The 22326-nt window shown below is 73.2% G+C and carries 15 protein-coding genes; 4 read left to right on the forward strand and 11 right to left on the reverse strand.

Going from position 1 to position 22326, the window contains the following annotated elements:
- Positions 1-67: 67 nt before the first annotated feature.
- The 7 genes from fxsT to ACF08N_RS18265 form a co-directional block, all read right to left on the reverse strand.
- Complete coding sequence (fxsT, locus tag ACF08N_RS18235; protein WP_392325627.1) at positions 68-3049, reverse strand: FxSxx-COOH system tetratricopeptide repeat protein; 2982 nt, start codon at positions 3047-3049, stop codon at positions 68-70.
- A gap of 68 nt (positions 3050-3117) precedes the next feature.
- The gene (locus ACF08N_RS18240) at positions 3118-4344 is read right to left on the reverse strand and encodes an FxsB family cyclophane-forming radical SAM/SPASM peptide maturase (RefSeq protein WP_392325628.1); all 1227 of its coding nucleotides are present in this window, start codon (positions 4342-4344) and stop codon (positions 3118-3120) included.
- Positions 4341-4517, reverse strand: a complete 177-nt coding sequence (locus ACF08N_RS18245; protein WP_392325629.1) for a YxD-tail cyclophane-containing RiPP peptide — start codon at positions 4515-4517, stop codon at positions 4341-4343. The genes ACF08N_RS18240 and ACF08N_RS18245 overlap by 4 nt, the downstream gene beginning before the upstream one ends.
- Entirely contained in the window at positions 4514-7903 is a 3390-nt protein-coding gene (locus tag ACF08N_RS18250; RefSeq protein ID WP_392325630.1) for an SAV_2336 N-terminal domain-related protein, read from the reverse strand. The genes ACF08N_RS18245 and ACF08N_RS18250 overlap by 4 nt, the downstream gene beginning before the upstream one ends.
- Positions 7904-7910: 7 nt before the next feature.
- On the reverse strand, positions 7911-8921 hold the full coding sequence (locus ACF08N_RS18255; RefSeq protein WP_392325631.1) for an AAA family ATPase: 1011 nt from the start codon (positions 8919-8921) through the stop codon (positions 7911-7913).
- Positions 8922-9048: 127 nt separating this feature from the next.
- Positions 9049-11016, reverse strand: coding sequence for a trypsin-like peptidase domain-containing protein (locus tag ACF08N_RS18260; RefSeq protein ID WP_392325632.1), 1968 nt, complete (start codon positions 11014-11016; stop codon positions 9049-9051).
- Complete coding sequence (locus ACF08N_RS18265) at positions 11009-11365, reverse strand: CU044_2847 family protein (protein WP_392325633.1); 357 nt, start codon at positions 11363-11365, stop codon at positions 11009-11011. The genes ACF08N_RS18260 and ACF08N_RS18265 overlap by 8 nt, the downstream gene beginning before the upstream one ends.
- Before the next feature lie 165 nt (positions 11366-11530).
- On the opposite strand from ACF08N_RS18265, the gene ACF08N_RS18270 reads away from it, so the two are divergent.
- From ACF08N_RS18270 to ACF08N_RS18280, 3 genes are all read left to right on the forward strand, one after another.
- A complete protein-coding gene (locus ACF08N_RS18270) occupies positions 11531-11713 on the forward strand; it encodes a DUF6104 family protein (RefSeq protein ID WP_019075209.1) in 183 nt (60 codons plus the stop codon).
- 159 nt (positions 11714-11872) lie between these two features.
- On the forward strand, positions 11873-12733 hold the full coding sequence (locus tag ACF08N_RS18275) for a DUF4097 domain-containing protein (protein WP_392325634.1): 861 nt from the start codon (positions 11873-11875) through the stop codon (positions 12731-12733).
- Between the two features lies 1 nt (position 12734).
- The gene (locus tag ACF08N_RS18280) at positions 12735-13721 is read left to right on the forward strand and encodes a helix-turn-helix transcriptional regulator (RefSeq protein ID WP_392325635.1); all 987 of its coding nucleotides are present in this window, start codon (positions 12735-12737) and stop codon (positions 13719-13721) included.
- Between the two features lie 306 nt (positions 13722-14027).
- On the opposite strand, the gene ACF08N_RS18285 is transcribed toward ACF08N_RS18280, so the two are convergent.
- The 4 genes from ACF08N_RS18285 to ACF08N_RS18300 all read right to left on the reverse strand — a co-directional run bounded on the left by ACF08N_RS18285 (position 14028) and on the right by ACF08N_RS18300 (position 20811).
- On the reverse strand, positions 14028-16784 hold the full coding sequence (locus ACF08N_RS18285; protein ID WP_392325636.1) for an ABC transporter substrate-binding protein: 2757 nt from the start codon (positions 16782-16784) through the stop codon (positions 14028-14030).
- 101 nt (positions 16785-16885) lie between these two features.
- Positions 16886-18286, reverse strand: coding sequence for a cellulase family glycosylhydrolase (locus tag ACF08N_RS18290; protein ID WP_392325637.1), 1401 nt, complete (start codon positions 18284-18286; stop codon positions 16886-16888).
- A gap of 72 nt (positions 18287-18358) precedes the next feature.
- Positions 18359-19324 (reverse strand): zinc-binding dehydrogenase, encoded by a 966-nt coding sequence (locus tag ACF08N_RS18295; RefSeq protein ID WP_392325638.1) that lies wholly within the window; start codon positions 19322-19324, stop codon positions 18359-18361.
- 275 nt (positions 19325-19599) lie between these two features.
- Positions 19600-20811, reverse strand: coding sequence for an NADP-dependent malic enzyme (locus ACF08N_RS18300; RefSeq protein WP_392325639.1), 1212 nt, complete (start codon positions 20809-20811; stop codon positions 19600-19602).
- 522 nt (positions 20812-21333) lie between these two features.
- Between ACF08N_RS18300 and ACF08N_RS18305 the strand changes: the two genes are divergently transcribed.
- Positions 21334-22299, forward strand: a complete 966-nt coding sequence (locus tag ACF08N_RS18305) for an ABC transporter substrate-binding protein (protein WP_392325640.1) — start codon at positions 21334-21336, stop codon at positions 22297-22299.
- Positions 22300-22326 lie beyond the last annotated feature (27 nt).

Genomic DNA, 22326 nt, shown 5'->3' on the forward strand with positions numbered 1-22326 from the left:
CGACGGGAACGGCCCGCCACCGAGGCATCGGTGGCGGGCCGTTCCCGTGCCCCAAGGGGGCGGTGGATCAGATGGGCTGGGGCTCGAAGTCCCAGAAGGGCCTCTCGCCGGCGCGCATGTACCGCACCTGCGGGTGGTCCTCGCCGAGCCCGCCGGCCAGACACCGTAGCGCCTGCGCGCCGATCTCCTCGGCCTCCTCCCGCCGGCCCGTCGCCCGCAGGTCCTGGGCGAGTCCGGCCCTGAGGTTGACGGTCAGGACATGGTCCTCGCCGACGCGGGCGACGGCCCGGGCCACCGCGTCGCGGCCGAGCGCCACCGCCCCCTCCAGGTCGCCTGCCGCCGCCCTGGCCGAGGCCGTGTTCATCGCGCAGCCCATGCTCCAGATGTGGCCGGGGCCGAGGGCGCGTTCCATGCCGGCCATGGACTCCTCGGCGATCACGAGCGCCGCACGGTGGTCGCCCATGGTCCGCAGGACGATGCCGCAGTTGTCCCGGGCGCCGACGGCGTACGGATGGTCGTCGCCGAGCTGGCCCGCGTACAGGCGGGCGGTGGACTCGGCGATCTGCCGGGCCTCCGCCGTCTCGCCCGCGTCCCGCAGCAGCATCGCGTAGTCGGTCGAGACCAGCAGGGTCTCCGGGTGGGCGCTGCCGCGGCGGGCGGTCATCCGCTCGCGGACCGTACGCATCAGGGAACGGGCGAAGGGCAGATTGCCGTCCCTGCGCTTGCACAGGGCCAGGTTGTGCTGGGCGAGCAGCGTCTGCGAGTGTTCGCGGTCCAGCACCTGGCTGTGCAGAGTGGTGTTCCGTTCCTGGATGACCAGCGCTTCGCGGTAGCGGCCCAGCAGCCGCAGCATCCAGGCCGTGTGCAGGCCGGACAGCAGCGTGTAGGCGTTGCGGTTGCCGAGCAGGCCCACGCGCGCCTGAAGGATCTCCTGGTGCCGGGTGAGGGATTCCTCGTAGTGCCCCTGGAGGGCGACGGCGAGGGCCAGGTTGCTGCGGAGCGCGAGCGTACGGGGCACGTTCCGGTCGCCGAGCAGCTCCACGGCCCTGGCGGTGGCCGTCTCGTACAGGTCGCGGGCCTCGTCGTACTTGGCGAGCGCCATGAGGGTGCCGCCGAGGCCGTTCATCGCGCGCAGTATCTCGATGCCCTGGGCACCGGGCTCCTCGGAGAGCCGGGTCAGGATGTCGCGGCCGACGTCCTCGGCCTCCGCGTACCGGCCGAGGCGGCGCAGCATGTTGGCGTACTGGTGGGTGGCGACGAGGACGGTGCGGTCGGTCGGGCCCGAGTCGCGGCGCCAGTGTTCGAGCGCCTTGTGCGTGATGGCCCAGCCGACGGCGTACTCGCCGCGCATGCGCAGATACTCCACGCAGTTGAGGACGAGCCGGCGTACGTCCTCGTCGGCCGACTCCAGCGCGCCCGACGACTCCAGGTGCGGGATCAGGTCGGCGTAGCGCTGCCAGTGGCGCGGCGCGGCCGGTTCCCTGGGGTCGGCGGCGACAAGGACCCGGCAGGCGGTGCCGGACGCCTCGCGGCGGTCCTTGGCCGGCAGGGTGTCGCGGACGAACCGGTGGAAGAGCCGGTGCATGCGCAGGGTGCCCACGGTGAGGATGTCGTCGTGGGGGCCGGTCTCGTACTCCAGCCACATCGAGGTGGTCTCGGAGAGGGTGCGCAGGGCGGAGTTCCAGTTGCTGGGCTCGGTGACGAGTGTGGCCAGATGCTCCGGCAGGTCGGAGGAGCGGGCCGACTGGAGCAGTTTGACCGGCACGACGTCGGCGGAGAAGTGGGCCAGCAGCTTGAGGAGTTCGTGCGTGTGCGGCGCTTCCTCGCGCAGGGTGTTCAGCGTCGTCGACCACACCGCCTGGAAGGGCTTCGGGTCGTCGCCGGACGGTACGACGCCGAGGACGTTGAGGTCGCCCTCCCGAAGGATCTCCAGGTACTGCCGTACGGGGATCAGCGGGTGCATCTCGAGCCAGGCGGTCATCTGGTCGATCAGCATGGGGACGTCGCCGACCTCCTCGGCGAGCTGGTCGGCCTCCTCCTCCGTGATCCGCGGCGCGCGCCGGCAGGCGAAGGCGACGCTCTCCTCGCGGTCGAAGAGCGGCAGCGCGACGAGTTCCGCGCCGTGGGCGGCCCAGGAGGTGCTGTGTGTGGTGATCAGGACGTGGCCGTGGCCGCGCGGCAGCAGTTCCGCGATGCTCTCCGGGTCCTCGGCGCCGTCGAACACGATCAGCCAGCGCCGCCCCGACCGGGCGAGGGCGCGCTGCGCGGCCGTGATGAGGCCGCGCAGTTCGCCGCCGTCGCTGATGCCGAGCTCCGCGGCGAGGGCGGCGAAGTCCTCCCGCGCGAGGAGCTCGGTGTGCGACCGCACCCACCAGACCGTGTCGTACTCGCCCGCGTACCGGTGCGCGTACTCGCGGACCACCTCGGTCTTGCCGATTCCGCCCGAGCCGTACAGCGCGACGACGGCCGGGGTGTCGGCCGGCGCGTCGGCGGTCTGCGCGGCCAGCATGCGGTGCAGTCCCTCCAGCGTCTGCCTGCGGCCGGTGAACCGGCGGTTGCGGCGCTCCACGTTGGACACGGGCGGCGGCTCGTCGGGGAACCGCAGGCCGCGGTCGAGGTCGACGCCCTCGTTCCGCTCGACCGCGAGCCCGCACGCGGCGAGCAGCCGCTGCTTGGCCTCCTCGCGTCCCACGCCGTGCAGGTGGACCGGGTTCAGCTCACGGGCGGCCTCGGGGAGCCGGTGCGCGGTGACGCTGACGGCGGTGATCTGGGCGCGGTGGGCCGGTACGACCTGGCGCAGAACGTCGGCCCAGGCGCGGTAGCGACCGGCGTCGAACCGCAGGTACCAGTCGTCCAGGACGAGCAGGACCCTGCCCGGTGCCGCCAGCAGTTCGGTGAGCGCGCCGCCTTCCGGGGGGCGCCGGAGCGGGTCCCAGCGGACGAGACCGGTGCGGAAGCCCGCGGTCTCCAGCTCTCCTTCGACCCATCTGGCCCAGGACTCGCTCTGTCCGGCGAAGACGACCGTGACGTGGTCGCTGTCCTCGGTCATGCGGGTGCTCCCTCGGCAGAGGCTTTCGACTTCGTGCGCAAGCTATTCGATTGTGCGTCAGATTCCGGTCAGTGAGGGCGTGTTGGCGAACAGTGACGATTGTCTGCCGCGTCACACAGGTTTCGTGCGATGTGCCGTATGAGGTGTTCGAGGTCGGCGCAGTAGACGCTGGGGTGCAGGAAGCCGGTGCCGGGGGCGTACCGGTGGGCGTAGTTGCCGCCGCCGCACACGCGCAGCAAGGGGCAGGCGCGGCACTCGGGTGCGAGGCCCCGCTCGCCGAGCTGGCGGGCGGCGACGCCGGGGTGGCGCAGCGCCTCGTCGAAGGAGTTGCGGAAGACGTCGAGTCCGGTCGCCGGGGCGCCGGCATAGGCGGTCTTGAGGGAGTCGACCTGCTCGATGGCGCCGTCCGTGTCGACGACGACGGCCGCCATCGGGGACAGTCCGACCGACTCCGCTGTGCTGGAACTGCCGAGCAGCAGCGCCAGGATCTCGGTGAAGAGCCGGATCCTCGTGCGCATCCGGTCCGCACCCCACCACAGGTCGAAGACCTCGGCCAGCCAGCGGCCGTACGGGGCGGGCCGGGGCCGGCGGCGGCCCGGCGGGGTGTGCGGGAGCCCGGCCGGGGGCGCGCCCCAGTGGGCGTGCGGCAGCAGGAAGTCCAGGCCGGGAGGGTCGAGCGCCAGCAGGGAGGCGTACACCTCGGCGGGTGCGCTGTCCAGGTCGATGGTGCTGAGGATTCCGGCGTACTGGTCGCGGCGGCGGGCGAGGAGGGCCGCGGCCCGGGCAGCGGCCGGCCAGGAGGGCCGTCCGTCGTGGCCCGCCCGCCGCCGGTTGAGGTGGGCGGTGCCGCCGTCGAGGCTGAGGCCGACCCGGATGTCCTCGGCTGCGAGCCGGTCGAGGGTGCGCTCGGTCAGAAGGGTGCCGTTGGTCTGCACGGACGCGGCGACCCGGCAGCCGTCCGGCACGGCCCGGCGTACCGCCGCGGTGTAGGCGACGACCGCGGCGGGGCCGCTCAGCAGCGGTTCGCCGCCGTGCAGTTCGACCCGGATCCGGTCCAGGCCGTGGGCGCTCACGTGCTCGGCGATGCGCTGAGCCGTGCGCGCCATGGTCTCCTCGGCCACGCGTGCCGGACGGTCGCGCCAGCTGTCGTCGGGGCCCCGGTAGATGTAGCAGTAGTCGCAGGCGAGGTTGCACCGGCTGTGGACCTTCAGCACGAACTGCCGCAGCGGGACCGGCCGCAGCTCCGTGAGGTCCAGGGAGCGGTGCGGCCAGCACGGAACGGTCGGCGCGGTCACGGCGCGTCCTCGTAGTACGCCACGACGGGTGCGCCCTCCTCCGTGCGGTCCGCGAGTCCCGCGAGGACCGCGTCGAGCACGGGGTGTCCGGTGGCGCCGCCGTTGCCGGCGAAGGCGACGAGGGCACCGAACGCGGGCAGGGGTGTGCCGCTGTCGTCCGGCGGCGACGTCATGCGTCACCCGATTCGAGCCCGCGCACGGCCCGGCGCAGCCGTTCGGCGTCCGGGGACTGCTCGTCGCCGTGCTCGGCGAGCAGGGCGAGCGCCCTGCGGTACTCGTCGAGCGCACGGCCGGGCCCCGCGGTCACCCGCAGCAGTTCGGCCCGCGCCTCGGTGAAGCGGGCGGCGGTCCGCAAGGCGCCGTCGGCGTACGCGGCCTCGGACGCCTTCAGGTAGTGGGCGGCGGCGTCGGCGAACCGTGCCGTGGCCCCGGTCGCCCGGCCGAGCTCCTCGGCGACTTCGCCGCGGGTGGCGTGGGACACGGCCCGGATGTCGGCGGAGTCCGCGCCGCGGGCGGCCGCGCCCAGTATCCAGTCGGCCTCGTGGAGATCGGTCAGGGCGGCTCCCGTCCTGAAGCGCCGCAGCAGCGCGCGCCCCAACCGGCAGCGCCGGCCGGCCAGATCCGGGTCGGTCTCGGAGGTCAGCGCGACGGCCCGGCGCAGCAGCCGTACCGCGTCGTCGCTGTCCTTCTCCGCCTGTGTCCCGCCGGCCACCGCCCGGTCCGACAGCGCGCTGCCGTGATGCTCCAGGCGACCGGCGTACTCCGGGCTGTCCCGGGGCGTCCTGCGCACCGCTTCGTCCCAGATCTCCACGACGCGGTCGAGACGCCGCCGCGCGGCCTCCTCCGGCTCCCCCGGCCGCGGTGCCTCGACCCGTGCGAGCCGTTCCAGGCAGTCGGCGACCAGTTCGTCGCGCTCGGCGCCCGACGCATGCGCCTCGGCGACGGCACGGCCCTCGGCAAGCGCGACGCGGGCGCCTTCCCGGCCCCCTTCCTCGTCGTGGCCCGCCCCGGCCAGCTCCCACGACTCGGCGAGCGCGACCCAGCCCCCGACGAGGTCCCGGGCGGAGGGCGACCAGGTCTCCTGCGCGGACCGTTCGTCCGGTGCGGTCTCGGCGCCCGGGGCGGCGGGCAGCGCCCGGGAGAGCTGGGGCAGCGCTTCCGTGAGGTCCGCGCAGGCCAGTACGGCAGTGTCCCGGGCGCGTTCCGCGCGTGGACGCGTGCCCTGCTGGGCCGCGTAGTGGGCGGCGAGCTGTGCGCGGACCCGGCCGCGGAAGTAGCGGGCGGGCACCGGGTCCGTAGTGATCAGCGAGTCCAGCACCTCGACGGTCTCGGCCGTCTTCGTCTCGTACCAGTCCGCCGAAGCGGTGGGCGGGGGCCGGTGCAGCAGGACCGCCTGCTCCTCGAAGCCGGTGATCAGCTGCTCCAGGACGGCGATGCGGACGATCGCCGCCTCGTGACCGCTCTCGCCGCCGGCGGCCGCGGCCTGGGCCAGTGCCCGCTCCGCCGCTTCCAGCAGGACGAACTGGAGCGCGCCGGGGTCGCGGCCCGCCCCCGCCTCCTCGATACGGGTCCTGAACCGGTCGGGTACGGCGTCTGAGTCCGCACCGGCCGCCCGGACCTCGTCGGCCGCCGTCAGCAGCACGTCGGCGACGGTCCGGTGCGCGGAGGGCACCTCCTCGGCGGCCGCCTCCGCCGCCGCGAGCGCGTCCTTGAGGTCCTCTCCGAGCCTGCGCACCTGCCAGCGTTCCAGCAGCGCGCCGGCCAGCTCGGCGTTGAGCAGCGCACGCGGGGCGGCGCGGCGCTCGCTCCTGACGGCCCCGGTGAGCAGTTCGACCCCCCAGTCCAGGTCACGCGCCGTGCCCTGGTCGCGGAAGCGGGCGAGCCGCGCCCTGGCCCGGTCGGCGAGGTCGCCGGGCCCGGCCTGCGGCGTGTCCTCGGCCGGCCGTGCGGGCGGGGGCAGCGAGCGGCGCAGCACCCGGGTGGAGACGACCGCGAACTCGCGCAGCAGCGGATCGCTGTCGGCCCCGGTCGGCGGCCCCGGCCGTTCCACGGTGCCCGACAGGTAGGCCGCCGCCATCGCGGGAAAGTTCCGTACTGTACGGCCGAAACGGCTTTCGAGATAGCGGGACAGGTGCTTGAACGCCAGCTCCGCCTCGCCCGGCCCCAGTTGGCCGTTGAGCTCCTCCCTGACCCCGTCGTGGAAGGTGTAGGCGGGGTCGCCGGTGCCGGTGTCGCTGCGCCGCAGCAGTCCGCCGAGGAGCACTTCGGCCAGGACGTCGGGACCGCTGCCCGGCAGCATGGCGCGCTGCACGAGCTGCATCACGGGGAGTTGGAGCGGCGCTGTGGACAGCCAGCGGGCGAGGCGGGTGGCGGCCGGCGAGGCGTGGCGGCGGAAGGCCCGCAGCCGCTCGTCGGCCGGGACGTCGCCGGTCGCCGCGGCCGGAGCGGGCGCGGGGAGCGGGTCGGGGTCGACCCAGCCGGCCGCGGCGCGCAGCGTCAGCTCCCCCGAGCCGGACAGCAGCCGGGCCCACGTCTCCAGGGCCACGCGGTGGGGCGCCAGGACCGGTACGGGAACCGCGTGCCGCGGCGGCCGGTCCCGCGACAGGAACTCCAGCCGCCCCGCCGGGCCTTCCGGTCGGCGCAACAGGCCGGGCCAAGCGGGCAGATGGGTGTTGCGCCACATGCGCTGGGGCAGCGGCTGGACGACGGCGACCGGGCCGGCGGCGGCCCAACGGTGGAGCAGCCGGTGCAGCGCGCCACTGCGCCACATGGGCCCCGCGCAGTCGCTGAGCAGGAGGGTGAGCTGCTTTCCCGTGGGGTCGGCGAACTGCGACGGGGGCCGCAGCCGCCGCTGTCCGGGCCTGAGTGTGGCCGACGCCCCCGGTCTGCCGTCGGTGTCCTCGTGCAGATAGAGCACGCGCACCTCGCGGAAGGCACCGGCCCGTTCGAAGATCTCGCGGAGTTCGTCGAGGGTCTGCTCCCAGACGATGGTCGACGACGAGACGTCCATGAGCAGTTGGGCGCGTGCCTCGCGCCGCCGCGAGGGCCGCAGCACCGGGAGGGTGAGTCCGGTCTCGGCGGCGCGGTGTGCCGTGGCCTGCTCGTCGAGGACGCGGCGTACGGGCAGGGACGGCGAGCGGAACTGCTGCAGCGGGCGTAACGCGCGCTGCAGCGCCAGGGGATGGGGCAGGGTGGGGGCGGTGGGCACGCGGACCGGCGAGCCTCCGCGCCGGTCGGCACCGCCGGCCGGGCCGTGGCCCTCGGTGTGGGGTGTGCGCAGTCCCGCGCGGCCCTCGGACGGTGCGGCGGCCGTGCTGCCGGGGCCGGACGGGGCCGGTGGCGGTTCGTGGGCGTGCGGATCGGCGGGGGTGCCGGCCGGGGGCTCCGGTGGCTCGATCCTGCCCCCGGGCCACGGTGCGGGCCCGACCCAGCGGGCGAGCCACAGCGCGTCCGCCACCTCTTCGGCCGTGGGGCCGAGGTCGGCCTCCCGCAGCCGAGCGACCAGCGCCGTGAGCACGTGGCCCGGGGCGCCGGGTGCGGTGGGGGAGGCGGACGTCATCGGCGGGTCACCGCTGCTGGGGGTGCTGTTCCAGCGGGCGCATCAGCAGTCCGGCGATGCCGTCCCTGCGGCTGCCTGCCTCCCGGGCGGCGTGCTGGGTGAGGAAGATGGCGTTGAGGAGCTGGTCGGTGGGGCGCAGTCCGTCGCCCTCGCCTTCGTTGAAGCTCTCCACGAGGTCGAGGTTGGCGTCGTGCGCCCCTTCCCCGAAGTGGGCGTGCACCAGGGCGGCGAGGCGTTCGTTGCGCGGCGGTTCCAGGTGCAGGTGGATGCAGCGCCTGAGCAGGGGCCTCGGGAAGTCGCGTTCGCCGTTGCTCGTCATCACGACGAACGGGAAGGCGTGGCAGCGGACTCTGCCGCCGGTGACCGGCACGCTCCTGCCGTCGTCGTCGAGGACGGTCACGGTCTCCTGGCCCGCGCGCTTGGCCGCCCGCTCCAGCTCGGGGATGCGGAACTCGCCCTCCTCCAGCACGTTCAGCAGGTCGTTGGGCAGGTCGATGTCGCTCTTGTCCAGCTCGTCGATGAGCAGGACCCGTGGGCGCTCCGCGGGAAGCAGGGCGGTGCCGAGCGGTCCGAGCTTGATGTACTCGCCGATGTCGTTCTCGCCGGCACCCCGTTCGCGGGAGAGCTGGGCGTCCTGGAGCCTGCCGATCGCGTCGTACTCGTACAGCCCCTGCTTGAGTTCCGTGCGGCTGACGACGGACCACTGCAGGACGCGGCCGAGGCCCAGCTCCTGGGCGACGGCGTGCGGGAGCGTGCTCTTGCCGGAGCCCGGTTCGCCGGTCACCAGCAGCGGCCGGCGAAGGTACAGGGCGGCGTTGATGAGCTGGATCGCCTCGTCGTCCTGGACGGGGAGCAGCGGGCGTCCGCCGAGGCGTCTGCGGGTCGAGGAGTCCGGCTCGGGCACGGGGAGGGGCAGCGGGTCGCCGGTGAAGGTCCGCCAGGGCGGCGGTGGCGGGAGGTCCCCGATCCTGGCCGGGGCGGGCTCGCCCTCGCCCCGGTACACCAGCCAGTCACTCATCACTCGCTCCTCGTCGGCGCTCGGTGGCTTCCCGCGTGACGGCCGACAGGGGCTTGGACGCCCACAACGGGCCCCTGGGAATGTACCCCCGCAGGGCGCTGCCAAGGCCGAATTCCGGCCAACGTCGTCATGGCGAATTCACCGGTCCCATCGGCCTCTGGGGAACCGGGCGGCGCGGGTCGTCGTACATCACCGCGACCGCTTCGGCCCAGTGCCCCTTCGTCCGTCGCTTGTGGATGTCCTCCCTGATACGGCGCAGCCGGTCGGGAAGTTCAGGCGCCGAGCCGGTCAGGGCGAGCAGTTCGGCCGCGCCCCGGTGCAGTTCCTCGCAGCCGTCGCCGCACGCTCCCCTGTCGTGGCCGTCGATGCGCCACAGGGCGATGCCGTGGCCCGCGTCGAGGGCGAGGCCGATGGCCCTGCGTCCGACGCCTCGGCTCGCCTGATGGCACAGCACCGGGACTCCGGACGGCTGCATCTCGGTGAAGTGCCTGCTGCCGGGCGGCTGCTGGACGGGGCGGAGCCGACTCGCGGCGAGGGCACCGGATTCGGCGACCGCGTTCCAGCGCTCCTTCCACCGGGGGTCCGGTTCGCCCCGGCGCTCGGCATTGCGCAGGACGAGCCGCCGCCGCGCACCGAGCGGCAGGTGGGCGTCGTCGCCGAGCGGTGCCTCGTCGGCCAGCTGCCACCGGTGCACCGGGGTGTCGAAGTACCCGGCGGGCAGGACGACTTCGCAGGGGGCGGGCACGCCGCCGCCGGCCGCGTCCGCGACCTGGAAGGCCTCGGCGAGGTGCTCGCGCAGGTGGTGGCGGAGGAGCGCGGACGGCACGCCGTTGGGGTCCTGCTCGGCGGCGAAGATCTCGTGGTCTTGGCTGCCGTCGTCGATCCTGATCTGCCAGTGGACCGTGCCGTAGGGCAGTTCGTCGAGCTCGACGACGACGATGTACGCCCGCTCGTCGGGCCCGGGGTACGGGATGACGACGCGGTCACCGCTCTCCTCCCGCGGCAGCCGCGCCTGCTCGACCAGCCGGCGCAGGTGCGGGGGAAGCTGCCGCAGTCTGCCGTCCACCCACGCGTCGAGCCCGCCCGCGTCGCCCCCTCGGGCGCGCGTCCATTCGCCGACGAGTCGCAGGTAGTGCAGGAAGACGTACGCGTCGAGCGGGGTGCCGTTCCCGTCGTAGAGCAGCCCGTGCCCGTCCCGCCAGGTGACCGGCGCCGGTCCCGTCCTGGCCAGCCGCTGGTTGCGGACATGGCCCGCGAGCCGCTCCACGACGCCTGGGTGGGGCGGGGCCAGGGCCGCGAGATGGCTCAGGGCGGCGACGCGGTCGTGCGACGACCAGCGTTCGGGGCCGGCGCCGGAGTCCCGGCCGAGCCGGGCCTGGTGCTCGGTCCAATTGTCCGTGGTGCCGTGCCGCCCGTGGTGCCAGCGGTCGTGGGAGGCCATGACCTCCCGGTACAGGGCGCCGAACCGGCGCAGGGCCACGGCGGACACGGCGCGCCCGCCGTGTCCGCCGACGCGGCCGGACTTCACCACTTCGAGGACCGCGCCGGTGACGGGATCGAGCACGGGTCCGCCCGAGACCCCCGGCGGGAACTCGGCCTGGGGCGCGAAACGGACGGCGAGGTCGCCGTCGTCGACGTTCGCGGTGACGGTCCCGCGCCAGAGGCCGTACGGCGACCCGGTGTGCACGGCGTCCTGCGGTGTCGGCCGGAAACCGAAGACCTGCCGTTCGCCGCCGGCCGACACGGCCCGGTCGCCGATCCACACGCACTCGTGCGCGACGCCGTCGTCGAGGAGCCGTACCAGCGCGAGGTCGAGCTGGGCCGGGATGTCCTCCCAGGGGTCCGTGACCAGCCACTGCTCCAGGCGGGCCGCGGTGGGCGCGATCCCGTACTGCAGCTCGTCGCCGGCCACCCGGAAGGGCAGGTCCCGGTCCTCGCGGAGGTAGGGCACGAGAACGTGGGCGGCGGTCAGGACCCAGCCGGGCGCGACGAAGAACCCGCTGCCCCACATCTCGGTCGCGCGCGGGTCCTCGGGCAGGAAGTGGACGGTGGCCGCACGGGTGAGGGCGTGCAGATCGGGGAGGCCGTCAGACATCCGTGCCGGCCGGCCGCGCCGGGTCCCGTCCGTCGAGCTGCCAGGTCAGGGTGACCTGGACGGACGCCTTGGCCTCGCCGTCGGCGAGGACGGCGATCGCCTTTCCGGGCTTGGCGCTCAGCTCCACGCCGAAGGTGACGGACGCCTCGTGCGGCTTGGCGGCCGCGGCGGCGTCGAGGACCGTGCCGCCGACGCGCGCGATCAGCTCGTTGAGCTGCTCCAGCTTGGCGGCGGCGCCGTCGGCGACGCCGACGTCGCGGTCCGAGGCGCCGTAGCCCTCGGCGGCGCTGACACGCGCGTAGACGATCTTTCCGTCGCCGAGATCGATCCGGCGGACACGACCATTCACGGCTCCCCCGATCCGCGCGTCAACGCGCTTGTCACAGCACTGACTTGACCGGTTCCAAGATTACTGGGCGGCCGGGTGGCGGGCGAGGGTGCGGACGGGCGATATCCGGCCGCGTCAGCGACGCCATACCCTGGAGGCAACACCCGTCCCCACCAGGAGCATGTCTTGTATTTCACCGACCGCGGCATCGAGGAACTGGAGAAGCGGCGCGGCGAGGAAGAGGTCACGTTCGAGTGGCTGGCCGAGCAGCTGCGCACGTTCGTGGACCTGAACCCGGACTTCGAGGTCCCGGTCGAACGCCTCGCGACGTGGCTGGCCCGCCTGGACGACGAGGACGACGACGAGTGACCGCCGGGGGCGCCGTGGGCCGCTGACGCCAGGGCCGTAGCGCCCCCTGACCTCCCCATGGGTGACACGGGCGCCCTTGACAACAGCAAACCGCGATATATCGTGTCTCACAGGAGACGCGATATATTGCGTCGCGGCCGGCCCCGGGAGGTCACCACCATGGCAGAGACGACATGGGACGTCGCCGAGCCGAAGAAACTCACCTTCGACGAACCGGTCACGACCCTCAACGTGCGCATCGTCAACGGAACCGTCAACGTCGTCGGGACCGACGAAGGTTCCACCCGGCTGGAGGTCTCCGAGATCGAGGGCCCCCCGCTCGTCGTCACCAGGAACGGATCCACGCTGACCGTCGCCTATCCGGACCTGCCCTGGAAGGGCTTCCTCAAGTGGTTCGACAGCAAGGGCCGGCACCGCAGCGCGGTCGTCTCCCTCGCCGTTCCCGCGGAGGCGACCGTCGAGGTCGGCGTCGTCGGGGCGAACGCGGTCGTCTCCGGAATCCGGGGCCCCGCGGTCGTCCGGGGCGTCACCGGCGACACCACCCTCGTCGGGCTCTCCGGCGCCGTCCGCGCCGACACCGTCTCCGGCAACCTCGAGGCCCAGTCGCTCAGCGGGGACCTGCGCTACCACTCCGTCTCCGGCGACCTCACCGTGATCGCCGGCTCCGGCCGCTCCGTGCGGGCCGACTCCGTCAGCGGCGACATGGTCGTCGACATCCACGCGGACGGCCGTCCGACGGACATCGCGCTGACCACCGTCTCGGGCGAGGTCGCCATCCGGCTGCCCCACCCCGCGGACGCCCGGGTCGAGGCGAACACCGCGAGCGGCGCCGTCTCCAACGCCTTCGAGGACCTGCGCGTCGAAGGCCAGTGGGGCGCGAAGCAGATCACCGGCACCCTCGGCGCGGGCACCGGCAGACTCAAGGCCACCACCGTCTCCGGCTCGATCGCGCTGCTGCGCAGGCCACCGGCCGAGGAGGACGAGGCGTACGCCGACGCCCCGACCGGGAAGGTTCTCTGACATGCCCCCCGTATTCGCCCACGGCCGCCTGCGGCTCTACCTGCTGAAGCTGCTGGACGAGGCTCCGCGCCACGGCTACGAGGTGATCCGCCTCCTGGAGGAGCGTTTCCACGGCCTGTACGCGCCGAGCGCCGGCACCGTCTACCCGCGGCTGGCCAAACTGGAGGCGGAGGGCCTGGTCACCCACGCCACCGAGGGCGGCCGCAAGGTGTACTCGATCACCGACGCGGGCCGGGCCGAGCTCGCCGGGCGCAGCGGGGAACTGGCCGATCTGGAGCTGGAGATCCGCGAGTCCGTCTCCGAACTGGCCGCGGAGATCCGCGACGACGTGCGCGGCGCGGCGGGCAGGCTGCGCAGCGAGATGCGGGCCGCGGCCACCGAGACCCGCACGTCCGGCGCACGGCGCGCGCAGGGCACCAAGGGCCCCGGTGACGTCGGCGACCTCACCGACAAGGAGTCCTGGCGGGCGGCGAAGGAGGAGCTGCGCCGCGCCAAGCAGGAGTGGAAGGAGCAGGCGCAGCGCGCCAAGGACGAGTCGCGCCGGGCGCGCGAGGACGCCAAGCAGGCGCACCGCCAGGCGCAGGAGGCGACCGAGACCGCCCGCGCCGAGATGCAGCGCATCGCCCAGCAGGTGCAGGAACAGGTCCAGGACCATTTCGCGCGGGGCGACTGGCCGACCGGCGTGCGCGAGGGCCTGTCGGAGCTGGCCGGTCAGCTCGGCGGCCTGGCGCGGGGCACGGCCTGGCCGCCGTACGTGAAACCGGATGCGGCCGGTACCGACCCCGGCTGGGCGAAGGACACCGTGGACGCCCAGGACTCGACCGACCCGGCACGTGATCTCGAACGGCTCCTCGACCGCTTCCGGGACGACGTACGGGACGCGGCACGCGACCACGGCGTGACGCGGGAGCAGCTGGGCGAGGCCCGCCGGCATCTGTCGACGGCGGCCGCGCACATCGTCGCCCTGCTGCGCGGCCCGAAGGAATAGGGGGCGTCCGGTGGATCAGGGCCGGACAGGACGCGGTGTCTGGCGCATGGGGTCTCCCCAGGCCCGCAGGGCCGAGGGGGTGGAGTCTCTCCCCAGGCCCGCAGGGGCCGAGGGGAAGCATCGCAAGGCGCCGGAGTGACCTCATAGCGGAGCCATGAGGTCATTTCGGCAACGCGGCGACGTGCCGTCGCCTGGGGGTGCCCCCAGGCGAAGCGCTGGGGGAGCGTCGTGGCCCCGACCAAGACCCCCCGGACACCCCCTGACGCGGCGATCAGGGGCCGGATGGCTGTCCGGCCCCGCGTGCCGTCAGGGGCAGGGGTGCTGCTCCGGTCCCCAGGTCCGGCGCACGTCACCGCGCCCGACCGTCCCGCACAGCAGCACCGTCTGCGCCCCCTTCGCGCCGCCGCGCTCGACCGCTATCAGCTTCTTCTCGCTCACCCGGCCGCCGCCCGCCGCCCCGTGCGCGTCGATCCGCCCGGTGGCACCGTCGAAGCCCCCGCCGCCGAGCCCCTGGTAGAGGACCGCCTGGAGCAGCCTGCGGTCGAGGCGCTCGTCGTGACCGCCGGTGCCCCGCCACGCCTGGTCGACGCCCTCCGCGAGGTAGCGCATCGCGTCCCAGGCGAGCGCCACATGGGCGTCCTGCCGCATCGCGCCCGTACGGGTGCCGTGGTCCTTGGCGTACGTGCGGTCGTACGCCGTGAGGAAGGCCGCCGCCTCCCCGCTGACCTCGGCGAGTGCCGGGGCGCGGCCGTGCGAGACGTAGTACAGGGTCAGTCCGGCGAAGACCTCCCAGGGCCGCCGCTCCTCCGTCAGGGCGTTGGTGACGTCGTCGCCGCCGAGCACACTCACCTTCGGGCAGTCGCGCGCGTCACGGCTCAACTCACCGAGGAACAGCTGGAAATGGCTGCCCCGGCCGGCCCACACCACGGCCGTACGCGGCTCCTCGGCCACCGCACGGCACACCTCGCGCGCCAGGTCCTCCACCGCCGCGACCGGGGTCCCCGCCGTGGACCCGGGCAGCGGCGTGGGTTCGGGCGCGTCCGTCGGCGTGTAGAGGAGCGACTCGGACCGCTCCTCGCCGTACGCCGCCCGGAACGCCGACGCGAGGCTCGCGCTGTACGCGTCCGCGGGGTCGGCGACCAGCCGCACCCGCACCGCGGGCTTCCCGTCCACCATGGGGGCGTGCTCGGCGAACGCCGCCATCACCTGCCCGGCGCGGGTGTCGGTCGGCGCGGTCTGGTAGTAGTGCCCGCCCTGGCGCAGCAGTTCGTCGGCGGTGCCCGAGGTGCCGACCATCGGCAGGCCCGCGTCGTCGAAGATGCGCATCGCCTCGTACGTACGGCGGCGGCTCTGGCCGAAGCCGACGACACCGACGATCGAGCGGTCCCTGTCGGCGAGTTCGACGATCCGGTGGGCCACGGCCGGGGCGTCCTTGAAGCGGTCGCCGGCGTTGGCGGCGAGGACGCGCAGCGGGACGCGCTCCCCGGAGCGCAGCGCCTGGCCGTTCGCGTACGCCTGGGCGAGCGCCAGACCGCGCAGTTCGGCGAGGGTGCCGCCGCGGACGGGGTCCTCGGCGTCCTTGCCGCCGCTGAGCGGGCCGAAGTAGACGACGGTGCGGGCGTCCGGCCGCGGGTCGTCGCCGTCCCGCCCGGCGAGCTCCGCCTCGACCTCCTTGTTCTGCCGCTCGATGCGCTGCAGGACGTCCCGTACGGCCCGCTCGCTGTCACCGGTGCCGAACGACGCGGCGCCTTCCGCGACGCCGACGCACTGCCCGTCCGTGCCGAGGAACGTGGAGCCGAAGCACGGGTCGGGGCCGACACTGGTGAACGGGACCCCGGCGACGAGACCCGCGACGGCCGCGAGGGCGAGCACGCCCCCGGTGGCGGCCACGGCAACGTCCGTACCGGGCCCCCAGCGCGTCGCGGGCGGGGCGAGGGTCGGCCAGCGGCCCAGCCAGTAGGTGGCGGCCTGGTCGTCCTCGGGCTCTTCGGAGACCGGCACCACCATCCCGGAGGGCCGCCCCGGCGGGGTGCCGCGCTGGGCGATGTTGGCCAGGTCGGCGCCGGCGGCGGACAGCCCCGGGACCTCGATGTCGGGGATACGGCTGGCGAGCGTGCGCACGCCGGCGGCCACCGCGACCACCGAGGTGCAGCGCAGGTCCTCCATGGCGGCGCGCAGTTCCCGCAGGAAGCGCTGGACGCGCGACTCGGCCGGACCCGCCTCCTCCACCAGCAGCACGAAGCGGCTGACGCGCCGGCGGCGCCACGGGTTGAACAGCCGCTTGCGGGCGGCGGACTCCAGGTCGGCGAGCAGGGCGTGCACCAGGATCCGGTCGAGCTGCTCGGGGTCGCCGTCCGGGCCGCCGCCGACCAGGTCCAGGGCCGAGCGGAAGAAGTCGGTCGGCGGCGTGCCCTGCTGTTGGCGCACCCACTCCGCATACCAGCGGCGGCCTCCGGACCCGCTCCTTCCGAGCATCCGGCGGCCCGCCCGCCTGCCGTACAGGGCGCGCGGCAGCCGCTGGAAGAGCGGTCCCGCGACGAAGTTCCACAGCAGTTCGAGCAGGGTGCCGCCGTTGGCCTGGTCGCGGCCGCCCAGCCACCACAGGCCCCGGGCGAGCGCGGAGACCTGGCGGTGCTCGGCGTAGCAGTGGTCGCGCAGCTCGCCGGGCCGACGCTCCATCAGGCCCTCGACGGCGGGCGCGGTGACGACAGCCCGCAGCAGCCGGTAGGACGGCAGGCGCAGCCGTCCCGTGCCCGGCGGCATGGTCGCGTCCAACTGGTAGGCGATCTGCTCGAAGAGGTCGAGCGGCGGCGCGGCCGGGTCCGCGGTGGCCCCGTCCAGGCAGGCGTGCGGGGCGAGCCTGCCCTCGCGCCCGCGCAGCCGGGACCGTAAGCCGGCGACGATCCGTCGTCCGGCACGGCCGTCTCCCGGCTCGCTCAGCAGCACGACCGGGACGCGGCTGCGGCTGCGGCGCGGCTGCACCACCAGTTTGTCGAAGGCGTCCACGAATTTCTCGACGCCCGGATAGGCCGGAACACGGCTCTGCTGGTCCCCCGTCGACATGTTCTCCTCCCCCTGCACGTGCGGTCACGTGAGTGTCAAGGCTCGTGCCCCACACCTCCGGTGCGCAATCGTCACCCGGCGCACCCGATCGGCGCGGGGGTTCATCGCGGGGCGCGTGGAGTGACCGAGACGGTGACGTGTGCGCCGGGCCGTGCGTGCACGCGTGCGGTCGCCGCGCGCTCCGCGGGCAGCTCGGGTGCGTCGGTCCTGGCGGGTCCGGTGAGCTCGATGCGCCAGCCGCCGGGCCGGGGCGGCACGGAGATCTCGGTGACACCGCCCTTCGCCCGGTACGCCAGCCGGTAGGCCGCGGTGGCCGGCTCGTACGTCTCGGCGGTGATCCGGCCGGCGACGGCGGGGGCGTAGGGGGCCGCTGTCTGCTCCTTGTTGGTGCGGAAGCGTCCATCACCGTCCACGGCGCAGTACCCGCCGCCGTAGCACCAGACGTAGCCCGCCCAGCCGGAGCCGTAGCGGTTCAGGGACTCGAGTGCGTCGCGGTAGAAACGGCCCATGTTCGGCAGGGCGTTGTTGAGCGGGCCCCACTCCCCCACCACGACGGGGACGCGGTACTGCCGCGGGTAGACGGTCACGGCCGACTCGTACGCCTCGATCCAGCCGGCCGACGGGTCGTAGTCGGCGCCCGCCTCCATCGCGGTGTTGTAGAAGTGGGGGGCGTAGACGGCCCTGGGGTCGTCGATCCGGCCCAGGCCGGTGGGGACGCCCTCGCCCACGATGGGGGTCGGTTCGAAGAAGATCCAGGTGTCGTCGTCGACGGAACGGACGGCGTCCGCGAGGCGGTTGTACATCGGGGTGAGCTGCTCGCGCTCGATGCGCCGGGCAGCCGCCGGCAGGTCCTCGCCCGGCGCGATCTCCCCCATCGGTTCGTTGATCAGGTCGTAGCCGAGGACGGCCGGATGGTCCGCGAGGCGCCCGGCGAGCACCCGCCACATGTCGGCCTGCGCGCGCCGCAGGTCGGGGTCCTCGTAGAGGTGGGTGAATGCGCGCTGGACGGCGGGCTCGAAGTATTCGGCGAACCAGTCGTCGGGGTGCGGGGTGAACGGCAGCCCGTCGGTGCGCGTCGCCCACTGGGGGACACCGCGGTGCCCGAAGGCGGGCCCGAAGACGTCCTGGTGGGCGTCGATCAGGACCTGGACGCGGTGCCGGTGCGCCCAGCCGAGGATGCGCTCGATCTTGAGGAGGTACGCCTCGCTGTAGCGCCCCCGCTCGGGCTCCAGGTCGTCCCAGAAGACCAGCAGCCGCGCGAAGTTGAAGCCCTGGGCGCGCAGGTCGCGGAAGTGGCGTTCGGTGATCGCGGACAGGGCGGCCTCGCCGCGATGGGTCTTGTCCTCGACGTTCCAGCCGCGCAGGGTCACGGCGCGGCCCCGGTCGTCCGTGAGCCGGGGTATGTCCGGGGGTGCGGCCGGGTCGCCGGCGCTCCGCGCCTGGGCGGTTCCCGTGGACAGTACGGCGGCGCAGACGAGGGCGGCGAGCAGACGGCGGTACATGGGACCTCCGGCACGGTCGGTCGGCAGTGCCGGAGATCCCATCAGCAGAACTGACGGACCATCAAGAGGTCGTCACGGATTGGTCAGGACGATCTTCCCGAACAGGTCGCCGGAGGCCAGCTTCTCGAAGCCCTCGCGGGCCCGGTCGAGCGGCAGCACCTGGTCGATCACCGGACGCACGCCGGTCGCCGCGCAGAACGACAGCAGGTCCTCCAGCTCGTCCTTGGAGCCCATCGTCGAGCCGACGATCTTCAGCTCCAGGAAGAAGATCCGGGTCAGCTCGGCGTGCGAGGGCCGGTCGCCGCTCGTCGCGCCGGAGATCACCAGCGTGCCGCCGGGCCGCAGCGACTTGACCGAGTGGGACCAGGTGGCCGCGCCGACCGTCTCGATGACGGCATCCACACGGCGGGGCAGCCGCGCGCCCGGCTCGTACGCCTCCTCCGCGCCGAGTTCGACCGCCCGCTTGCGCTTGGCCTCGTCCCGGCTGGTGGCGTACACCCGCAGTCCGGCCGCCTTGCCGAGCACGATCGCCGCGGTGGCGACGCCACCACCCGCACCCTGCACGAGGACGGAGTCCCCCGGCCGGACGCCCGCGTTGGTGAACAGCATCCGGTACGCGGTCAGCCAGGCGGTCGGCAGGCAGGCGGCCTGCTCGAAGGTGAGCTCCTTCGGCTTCGGCAGCACGTTCCACGAGGGGACGGTGACCTGCTCGGCGAACGTGCCCTGGTAGCGCTCGGTGAGGATGGAGCGGGGCTCGTCGGGGCCAACGCCGTGGCCGCTCTGTCCGATGACGGAGTGGAGGACGACCTCGTTGCCGTCCTCGTCGACGCCGGCGGCGTCGCAGCCGAGGATCATCGGCAGCTTGTCCTCGCCGAGGCCCACTCCGCGCAGCGACCACAGGTCGTGGTGGTTGAGGGAGGCGGCCTTGACGTTCACGGTCGTCCAGCCGGGACGGGCCTCGGGAGCGGGACGCTCACCGAGTTCGAGTCCGTTCAGCGGCTGGTCGCGGTCGATGCGGGCGGCGTAGGCGGCGAACATGACCTTGAGACTATGACCGGGCCGGTGCGTGGCGGAACCATGCACCGGTGTGACGCGCCCCCCTTTTTGGAGGCTCGATTTGCCTCCGGGGCGCTTTGAGCGTGTGTCGACGGTCGATCGTGCTCAGTCGATCGTTCCCCGGGACCTCCGCGCGTTCTCCGCGCGGCCGGAGCGGCAGCCCCCGCGCCACCCGTTCGGCCCAGCGCGCGCCGCCGGAAAACGCGACGGGCCGCGGCCCGCCCCCGCACGGGGTGGCCGCGGCCCGTCGTGACGCGTCAGCGCCGGGCGACACCTTCCGCCCGCGCGGCGGCCGCGACCGCCGCGGTGACGGCGGGGGCGACCCGCTCGTCGAACGGGGACGGGATCACGTAGTCGGCCGACAGCGCGTCACCGACGACGTCCGCCAGCGCGTTCGCCGCGGCGATCTTCATGCCCTCGGTGATGCGGGAGGCCCGCACCTGGAGCGCGCCCGCGAAGATGCCCGGGAAGGCGAGGACGTTGTTGATCTGGTTCGGGTAGTCCGAACGGCCGGTGGCCACGACCGCCGCGTACTTGTGCGCGACGTCGGGGTGGACCTCCGGGTTGGGGTTGGCCATGGCGAACACGAACGCGCCCGGGGCCATCGACGCGACCGCTTCCTCGGGCACCGTGCCGCCCGAGACGCCGATGAAGACGTCGGCACCGGCGAGCGCGGTCTCCAGGGAGCCCGACAGGCCCGCGCGGTTGGTGAGCTCGGCCAGCTCGCGCTTGACCGGGGTCAGGTCGTCGCGGTCACGGCTGACGATGCCCTTGCGGTCGGCGACGGCCACGTCGCCGAGCCCGGCCTCCAGCAGGAACTTCGCGATGGCCACACCGGCCGCGCCCGCGCCGGAGATGACGGCACGCAGGTCACCGAGGCCGCGTCCGGTCAGCTTGGCCGCGTTGCGCAGGGCCGCGAGGGTGACCACCGCGGTGCCGTGCTGATCGTCGTGGAAGACGGGGATGTCGAGGCGTTCCTGGAGCTTGCGCTCGATCTCGAAGCACCTCGGCGCCGAGATGTCCTCGAGGTTCACTCCCCCGAAGGACGGCGCGAGGCGCACGACGGTCTCGACGATCTCGTCCGTGTCGGTGGTGGCGAGGGCGATCGGAACCGCGTCCACGCCGCCGAACTGCTTGAAGAGGATCGCTTTGCCCTCCATGACCGGGAGGGACGCCTCCGGGCCGATGTCGCCGAGGCCGAGCACTGCGGTCCCGTCCGTCACGACGGCGACGACCTGGGACTTCCAGGTGTAGTCGTGGACGAGCTCGGGCTGCTCGGCGATAGCGGTACACACCTTGGCGACACCAGGTGTGTACGCGAGGGACAGGTCGTCCTTGTTCCGCACCGGCACGGTGGCCTGGACGGCCATCTTGCCGCCGCGGTGCAGCGCGAACGCCGGATCGAAGGGCTCGTCGGCACTCTCCGTATTGGCGCTGTCGCTGCGAGGATTGACGATCTCCGCTGCCATTCGTAGACCCCTTAAGTCTTCATCAGTTGAGGGTGGCCGCTCCTGGTTGAGGAGGGGTGGGCGGGCACCGCGTCCGTCCCCCTGCGCCAAGCGGTTGGCCCGCCCCGGCAGGGGTGGTGACGTACGCGCGGGCGCGCCGCACAACGCGCCCTGAGCCCCGGATGAGGGGTGTAAGGATCCTTCATACCGGACAGACCGCACCGCGGACGAGTCGGTATCGGAGCGGTGACGTGACTCATATCTCCAAAACGGACAACTCCGCCGACTGTCATGCACCCGTCCAAATAACGAGACGACGGGAGATCTTCCGGCCGGAAGGCGGCTTCTCGATGAAAGATCCGGCCTTGATGGGCCGGGCCGCTGAGGTTCGGGGGTATCCCGTTATCCGATTTTGACATGCGCGTCCCCCTGAATGGGGCAGTCCGAATGGCAAGATGCCGAAAACACACGAGCTGGCGACACTCGAAGATGAGTGCACAGCTGCACGTAACGCCCCTCTACACATGCCGGAGGACCCCGATCATGACCGCACGCTTCACCCGTCGTACGACTGCCGCCAGGTCCCGGATCGCCGCGGCCGGTGCGATCGCGGTCGCCGGCGCACTGGTGCTCACCGCCTGCGGTGACCAGACGAACTCCGGATCCGACACCGCGCAGACCGAGGGCACCAAGTCCACGAGCGCCCCGCTGTTCGACAAGCTGCCGAAGAAGATCCAGGACGCGGGCGTGATCAAGGTCGGCACGGACGCCGCGTACGCCCCGATGGAGTACGAGGAGGGCGGCAAGATCGTCGGTATCGACCCCGACATCGCCGCGGCCCTCGGCAAGGAGCTCGGCGTCAAGTTCGAGTTCACGAGCGGTACCTTCGACGGTCTGATCTCGTCCCTCAACACCGGCCGCCAGGACATCGTCATGTCCGCCATGAGCGACACCAAGGCCCGCCAGCAGGGCCTGGACGACAAGGGCAAGAAGACCGGCGAGGGCGTCGACTTCGTCGACTACTTCAACTCCGGCGTCTCCCTCCTGGTCAAGAAGGGCAACCCGCAGAACATCAAGTCCCTCGACGACCTGTGCGGCAAGAAGGTGGCCGTCCAGCGCGGCACGACGTACCACGACACCTTCAAACAGCAGGCCACCAAGTGCGAGAAGGCCGGCAAGGGCAAGCTCACGATCGAGGCGTTCGACACCGACGCCGAGGCCCAGACCCGTGTGAAGTCCGGCGGCGCCGTCGCCGACCTCAACGACTACCCCGTCTCCGCGCACATCGCGAAGACCGCGGGCGGCGGCAACGACTTCGAGGTCGCGGGCGGCCAGACCGAGGCCGGTCCGTTCGGCATCGCCGTCGACAAGGACAACACCCAGCTGCGCGACGCGATCAAGGACGCCCTGAACGCGATCATCAAGAACGGCGAGTACGCGAAGGTCCTGGAGAAGTGGGACGTCAAGAACAGCGCCGTGACCGAGGCGACCATCAACGCCGGGAAGTAAGCGGCGTCCTCGCCTCAAGCGTTCACT

Source organism: Streptomyces sp. NPDC015127 (genome assembly GCF_043080095.1).
Lineage (GTDB): Bacteria > Actinomycetota > Actinomycetes > Streptomycetales > Streptomycetaceae > Streptomyces.

Bases quoted from the DNA above. Each gene is read 5' to 3' on its own strand.
- ACF08N_RS18260 (WP_392325632.1), bottom strand. From the start codon at position 11,016: ATGTCTGACGGCCTCCCCGATCTGCACGCCCTCACCCGTGCGGCCACC.
- ACF08N_RS18290 (WP_392325637.1), bottom strand. From the start codon at position 18,286: ATGTACCGCCGTCTGCTCGCCGCCCTCGTCTGCGCCGCCGTACTGTCC.
- fxsT (WP_392325627.1), bottom strand. From the start codon at position 3,049: ATGACCGAGGACAGCGACCACGTCACGGTCGTCTTCGCCGGACAGAGC.
- ACF08N_RS18250 (WP_392325630.1), bottom strand. From the start codon at position 7,903: ATGACGTCCGCCTCCCCCACCGCACCCGGCGCCCCGGGCCACGTGCTC.
- ACF08N_RS18300 (WP_392325639.1), bottom strand. From the start codon at position 20,811: ATGGCAGCGGAGATCGTCAATCCTCGCAGCGACAGCGCCAATACGGAG.
- ACF08N_RS18305 (WP_392325640.1), top strand. From the start codon at position 21,334: ATGACCGCACGCTTCACCCGTCGTACGACTGCCGCCAGGTCCCGGATC.
- ACF08N_RS18280 (WP_392325635.1), top strand. From the start codon at position 12,735: ATGCCCCCCGTATTCGCCCACGGCCGCCTGCGGCTCTACCTGCTGAAG.
- ACF08N_RS18255 (WP_392325631.1), bottom strand. From the start codon at position 8,921: ATGAGTGACTGGCTGGTGTACCGGGGCGAGGGCGAGCCCGCCCCGGCC.
- ACF08N_RS18245 (WP_392325629.1), bottom strand. From the start codon at position 4,517: ATGACGTCGCCGCCGGACGACAGCGGCACACCCCTGCCCGCGTTCGGT.
- ACF08N_RS18295 (WP_392325638.1), bottom strand. From the start codon at position 19,324: ATGTTCGCCGCCTACGCCGCCCGCATCGACCGCGACCAGCCGCTGAAC.
- ACF08N_RS18285 (WP_392325636.1), bottom strand. From the start codon at position 16,784: ATGTCGACGGGGGACCAGCAGAGCCGTGTTCCGGCCTATCCGGGCGTC.
- ACF08N_RS18275 (WP_392325634.1), top strand. From the start codon at position 11,873: ATGGCAGAGACGACATGGGACGTCGCCGAGCCGAAGAAACTCACCTTC.